Here is a 6,301-nt window from a genome sequence, read left to right on the forward strand (position 1 = left end):
GTAAATTTTATATTCCAGTAATGCAAAGAAAAGTTGTCAAAATTAGACTTTACCCAACTAATGAACAGCAGCACCAACTGGCTAAAACCTTTGGTGCTGCCCGTTGGTGGTGGAACTTTGCGCTCAACAAAAGCATTGAGGAATATGAAAAGACAGGTAAGGGGTTGGGGCAATCGGCACTAAATGTTTTATTGCCTAAGCTCAAAAAAGACGAGGATACAGAATGGCTAAAAGATTGCTACAGCCAAGTTTTACAGGCAACGACACTTAACTTAACGGTTGCTTACAAAAACTTCTTTGCTAAGAGAGCGGGATTTCCTCGTTTCAAGTCAAAGAAAAATAAGCAGTCAATTCAGTATCCCCAAAATATCAAAGTTTTAGAGTCGGCTATAGTTGTTCCAAAAATAGGTGAGATAAAAGCCAAAATCCACCGACCAATTGATGGAATTATTAAGACTGTAACTATTAGCAGAAATCCATCAGGTAAATATTTTGCTTCTATCCTTTTTGAAACAGAAGGAGATGACCCAAAGATTTCTACTGAGGGAAATATAATAGGGATTGATTTAGGATTGACCCATTTTGCTATTGTTAACAATGGCTCTAAAACTTCTAAATTTGATAATCCTAAGCATTTAGCTAAACACGAAAGAAATCTAAAACGGAAACAAAAGAAATTATCTAGAAAACAAAAAGATAGTCTTTCGAGGGCAAAATATAGAAAATTTGTAGCTAAAATTCACGAACGAGTAAGCAATAGTCGGCAGGATTTTCTACATAAGTTATCTCATAAACTCGTTGACGAGAATCAAGTCATCGTAGTAGAAAATCTTCATGTCAAAGGCATGGTTCGGAATTCCAAATTAGCCAAAGCAATATCTGATGTAGGATGGGGAACGTTTGTCAATTTTCTTGACTATAAACTTCAGAAAAAAGGAGGTAAATTAGTTGAAATTGATAGATGGTTTCCTAGTTCTAAACTCTGTTCTAACTGTTTCTATCAAGTAGAAGAAATGCCCCTAGATGTTAGGGAGTGGACTTGCCCAAACTGTAACACAAAGCATGATAGAGATGGGAACGCTGCATACAATATAAGAGCAGAGGGCATCAGATTATTATGGGCGGATGGTGCAGCCGTCCCTGCCGTAGGAGGGGAAGTAAGACCAACGCGAGGACGCAAGTCTAAGCTGAGGCATTCCCCCTTGAGTACGGAAGCCCCAACTATAGCGTCAGCTTAGTTGGGGTAGTTCACTGATGAGTCTTTTTTTAGATACTTTAATGACAGAAGCCATAAAAGACCCATCTTCTCTTGTTCCCTATACAGAAGAAATGAGCCAAGAAATGGATGAGTTATTAGAAGATGTATCTCCCCACAAGTTGCGGGGAAGGAGGAATTAAATGCCAGTTTACAAACGTCATGCAAAAATAAATTCGTTCGGTCAATTAATTATTACAGAGCCTATCAACCTCCCCCCTGGTGAGGTTGAAGTCATCATCTTACAGCCAGTTACAATTAAAATTGATTCTCCATCTGAAGCTACTGCGTCGCCTCATGAAATTCTGCCCAAAAAATTGAAGTCTGGGGTCAAATCTCTGAAAGAATTATTAGAAAATGCTCCTCCTATTCCCCCTGACTTTGACCCATCTCAAGCTAGATGGGAAGCTTTAAAGGAAAAATACGACTTGTGAAAATTCTGTTAGATACCAACATTATTATAGACGTTGCTTTATCTCGTCAGCCTTTTTTTGAGGCTTCGCAACAAGTTTTGTTATTGGTCGAGCAAAACCGAATATATGGTTATATCTCCGCCTCAACTGTAGGGGATCTTTACTACATTATTCGTCGGGCAAGAGGACGAGAATGGACGATAGAATTTTTAAATTGGCTAGTGACATTCTGCCAAATTGCTACTGTCAATGAAGCCGTCATAGAAATGGCTCTCAATCTTAACTTTTTTGATTTTGAAGATGCCATTCAATACAGTACGGCTGTCATTAATCAATTAGACGCTATTGTTACTCGGAATCCGCAGGATTTTCCGGTAACTTCCCCTCGAATCATAACACCAGTAAGGCTAGTTCAAGAACTTACAGATTCAGGGAAGGCTTGAGAAGTCATCTCAGTCGCAACGTTCAGGGAGGTGGATACTTTTTCCACGAACTTCTCTAATCCACTTAGGAAAGGTTTTTCCTAAAACCGTAATCTCAAATCTAGGATTTTTTCTTGGCTGCTTGGCTTTTAGCCGTTCCTGTTGATTCGGTCTTGGAAGGTAATTCAGGAATCGGAGAATCCTTGATATCTTTCTTCTTAGCCATCAAATGATATTTCTTTAAAGTTGACCCCTTACACTTAATTCCCTGTTCATTAAAAACAATCGCAATTTCGTCATAACTATATCCCTTACTCAGGGCAGCATCAATCCGCATCGATTGACGTTCAACCACCGAGCGCAGAAATCCCGCCGTCTGAGTTTTTGGCTGAAGTTTATCCAACCGTTTTTGTAAAGCCAGTTCTAACGAAGAAACATCAGTATCCATTTATGTCAGTAAGATCTAATTAATCATATTTCCTCTTTTAAAGCAGTGTAACAGATCACAGAACGGTCTGGACGTACCGCCGTAGGCGGTTTATACTTCAACTCCTCCCTTGTCCCCCTAATCCTGGCTAAAAAATTCACACCTAACGTACTTTTTCAAAGTACAATAAAATCAACCCATTAATCAAATTAAAAATGGTCGCTACCGTAGGTCGATGCTATACCAATCCAAAAGACTACGCCCAGGAGAACTATTACTCAACGGGCGACGGATTGACCAACTCAGAATGGCTAGGGAAAGCCGCATCTGAACAAGGATTAAAGGGACAAATTCAAGAACAACATTTTCACAATGCCTACCAAGCATTAGACCCCAACGGCGACCCGTTACGAAGACAGCAGAACTACCGTAAACCGGTTCAACGACATAACCGCCCAGGAACGGATGTCACCCTTTCCGCCCCCAAAAGCATCAGCGTCGCCGCCCTCGTTATGGGAGATAATCAAATACTGGAAGCCCACAAAGCTGCCGTCCGCGCCACAATGGAATATGTCGAAAAAAACTGCATTTTTTACCAAACCAAACAGAAGGGAAAAAAGCTACTTTTACAAAGCAAAACTGCCCAAATAGCCGTCTTCCACCACGACGATAACAGGAACAAAGACCCTCAACTTCATAGCCACTGTGTTATCCTCAATCAAACCCTCTGCCCTGACGGAAAATGGAGAGCCGTAGCCAACGAACAACTCTACACTCAAATCAAAACTATTGGTGCTTACTATGCCCATGAACTTGCTCGTCAACTGGAACAAATCGGCTGTAAAATTCAATGGACAGATGACCATATTTTTGAACTGGCTGGAGTGGATAAAGAAAAACTCGACGCTATTTTCTCCACTCGTAGTAACCAAATTGAAGCTGAATTAGAAAAACTGGGACTAACCCGAAAAACCGCTACTGCTATCCAAAAACAAACCGTCTGTTTGAAGACTCGTAAAGAGAAAAAACATCACCATCAACCCGAAGACAGAGAACGACAATTACTTGAATGGAAGCAAAGAGCAACCCAAGCCGGTATAAAAATAAATAGAGAACACAGAACCCAACTAGAAAAAGCTTATAACCAACCCTCTCATCCAGGGAGTATCCAAAAACTGCTCACCGAAGCTTGTAATATTCTTACAGAACGGCAAACTGCCTTTATTAGGCATGAATTACTCAAAGAATGCTTAAGACAAAGCCAGGGCAAATATGACCCAAATTTACTACTAGCCCACATTAATCAAAAAGAAGAACTTGTCCCGACTACTGACGGAAGATTAACCACAAAAAGCCAACTAAGTAGAGAACGAAACATTATTCAATGGGCCAATACGGGGAAAAATAGCCGTATTCCCCTAGCAAGCCAAGAGCAAGCACAAATCATTGCCCAACAGAGAGGTCTAAATTCTGGACAAACCACTGCCCTCATCCACATAGTAACTAGCCCCGATGCAGTGGTATTAGTCCAAGGAAACGCCGGTGTCGGTAAAACCTATACGATGAACGCTTTAAAGCAAACTTTATGTAATCAACCCATTCGAGGGTTAGCTCCCTCGGCTGCTGCTGCGGATGTCCTACAAACGGAAAGTGGTATTTCTTCTCAAACTTTAGCAAGTTATCTACTGACAAAAAATGAACGACTCCCCCAAAATGAAATTCTTCTAGTAGATGAAGCCGGGATGCTCTCATCAGTACAGATGGAACAGCTTCTAAATAAGGCCCAGGCTACTAATAGCCGGGTTATTTTAGTTGGGGATACTAAACAACTCTCTGCTGTTGAAGCCGGCGCACCCTTTAAACTCCTTCAAGAGCATTCTCTACCTACAGCCATTATTGACCAGAACCTTAGACAACGTGACCCCTCTCTCAAACAAGTGGTTGATTTGATGGCCACTCATGACAGAGATGAATCTAGTATCAATCAAGCTTACTCTTGTTTATACCATCAAGGGAAAGTTAAACAAATCGCGGCTGAAACAGAACGAGTTGAAGCGATCGCTTGCGATTATCTCAGCCGCCCTACTGAAGTCAGAAATAAAACCCTAATTATAGCTGGAACTAATGCCGACAAACAAACCCTTACCACAGCAATTCGTCAGGGGTTAATGAATGAAGGAGTCTTAGAGAGTGAAAGTCGCCTTATTCAAACCCTCAAACGTAAAGACCTTGATAAATTTGCTATTACCAAGGCGCATCATTATCAAAGAGGGGATGTCATTAAATTTCAAATCGATAATGCTCAATTTAGCAGAGACTTTTACTACCGCGTCTCTGATGTGGACTCCATAACGAACACAGTAACCCTAATTGACTCTAATGGCATTGATTATACCCTTCCCCTAGACAAATACAAACAACGAGAAGTCTATCAAGTTCAACAATTAGAAATTCGCCCAGGTGAGCAGATGCGCTTTACTAAAAACATCTCTGTCCACGATTATAAACAGTTAAACGGGCAACGGTTCACCGTAGTTGGATTTACAGAAGATGGCCAGATTTCTCTTCTAACTAAAGGGAAAACCATTGCTGTATCTCCATCGAGCTTATTACATAGTGATTATCGCTATGTAGACACAGTACATAGCAGCCAAGGACAAACGGCTGATTATTGTATTTACTGTGCTTCAGCCGCAAAAAGTCTTTCTATTGGACGAGAAAGTTTTTATGTTGCCGCTAGTCGAGCTAAACAGGAATTTGTCGTTTATACAGCTAATGCTACTGATTTAGGGGTGACAGTACAGATTAGCCGAGCTAACGAGAATGCTTCAGATTTAGTTTCCCCTTCAAAAGATATGGAGCCAAAATCTCCCCCTGCTGGTGAGCCTCTTGCCACACCATCAATAACTCATCTGAGTACATCTAAAGCTGACTCTACTGAAAAAGCCTCCTCTCTCTACCAACTAAGTCAACTGAGTGATGCCGAACTCGTCTCAGTAGCTCGTTCTGTGCAGCAATGGCTACAAAACAAGCCAACGGAACCTTCTTTAAATAAAGGGAAAGCTTTAAAGAGTGAAATTGAAGAATTACAACGTCATAAAACCAAGTTAAGCAAACAACTCGTAACCCAAAAACAGGAGTTGAATCAGTTAGGGCAACCTCGCTCTCTGTTCAATCCTTTTGGGGTCAGTGGTGAAATAATTGAGAACAAACAAGCTGAAATTCAGTTAACTTCATCACTACTACGTGATATTGAGTCTCAAAGAAAGAAAACGACAAATAGTTTTACTCAGTGGCAATCTGAGGCCAGAGCTTTTTTAGATTGGGAAGAAAACCCAAAAACCAAGAAAATCAAGCAATTAGCGGAAGAATTAGAATCACCTCTCATAAGAGAACGAATTGCTCGAATTACTGAAGAATATACCCTGTATGGAGCGGCTAAAACGATTCTTAATAAGGAAGGGAAAAGATTAGGAAATGGATTTTATTTTTTTGGTAATATTTACAGAATCCAGCAGCAAGAGACAACCTTGACAATCTTTCATAAGGACTATAATGAACCCTTGTTTGTCGCTACTGATAATAGGGCAAACGGAGGAATTATTGAAGTAAGTCAGTGTAATTTAACCGAAGAGGATAAGGAAAATATTCAGGGTGCGGCTAAATATTTAGAAAAACAAAAAACCCAAAGTAAAGGTTTTAGTCGTTAAAAAAAAATTTCGATGAATGGAAAAGCCGTTATATGATGCAAGACTTTCAACTAAACTAGAGTCAGAGCAAATTT

6 protein-coding genes are annotated in these 6,301 nt (G+C 40.4%); 5 read left to right on the top strand and 1 reads right to left on the bottom strand.

Annotated features, from left to right (window positions below; translation table 11 throughout):
• The first annotated feature begins 20 nt into the window (after positions 1–20).
• Genes CYAN7822_RS34190 through CYAN7822_RS34200 form a run of 4 tightly spaced genes read left to right on the top strand, consistent with a single transcriptional unit; the run spans position 21 to position 2,111 of the window.
• Positions 21–1,238 carry an RNA-guided endonuclease InsQ/TnpB family protein gene (locus CYAN7822_RS34190; protein ID WP_013325800.1) on the top strand — a complete coding sequence of 406 codons (1,218 nt, stop codon included), beginning with the start codon at positions 21–23 and terminating at the stop codon, positions 1,236–1,238.
• Between the two features lie 16 nt (positions 1,239–1,254).
• Entirely contained in the window at positions 1,255–1,398 is a 144-nt protein-coding gene (locus tag CYAN7822_RS38830; protein ID WP_013325801.1) for a hypothetical protein, read from the top strand.
• A complete protein-coding gene (locus tag CYAN7822_RS34195) occupies positions 1,399–1,689 on the top strand; it encodes a hypothetical protein (RefSeq protein WP_013325802.1) in 291 nt (96 codons plus the stop codon). It abuts the gene before it with no gap.
• On the top strand, positions 1,686–2,111 hold the full coding sequence (locus CYAN7822_RS34200) for a type II toxin-antitoxin system VapC family toxin (protein WP_013325803.1): 426 nt from the start codon (positions 1,686–1,688) through the stop codon (positions 2,109–2,111). The genes CYAN7822_RS34195 and CYAN7822_RS34200 overlap by 4 nt, the downstream gene beginning before the upstream one ends.
• A gap of 100 nt (positions 2,112–2,211) precedes the next feature.
• Here CYAN7822_RS34200 and CYAN7822_RS34205 read toward each other — a convergent pair whose 3' ends face one another.
• Complete coding sequence (locus tag CYAN7822_RS34205; RefSeq protein WP_013325804.1) at positions 2,212–2,538, bottom strand: hypothetical protein; 327 nt, start codon at positions 2,536–2,538, stop codon at positions 2,212–2,214.
• Positions 2,539–2,732: 194 nt separating this feature from the next.
• Here CYAN7822_RS34205 and mobF point away from each other — a divergent pair, with 194 nt between their 5' ends.
• Positions 2,733–6,227 carry a MobF family relaxase gene (gene mobF, locus CYAN7822_RS34210; RefSeq protein WP_013325805.1) on the top strand — a complete coding sequence of 1,165 codons (3,495 nt, stop codon included), beginning with the start codon at positions 2,733–2,735 and terminating at the stop codon, positions 6,225–6,227.
• Positions 6,228–6,301 lie beyond the last annotated feature (74 nt).

Origin of the sequence: Gloeothece verrucosa PCC 7822 (assembly GCF_000147335.1) — a bacterium.
Lineage (GTDB): Bacteria > Cyanobacteriota > Cyanobacteriia > Cyanobacteriales > Microcystaceae > Gloeothece > Gloeothece verrucosa.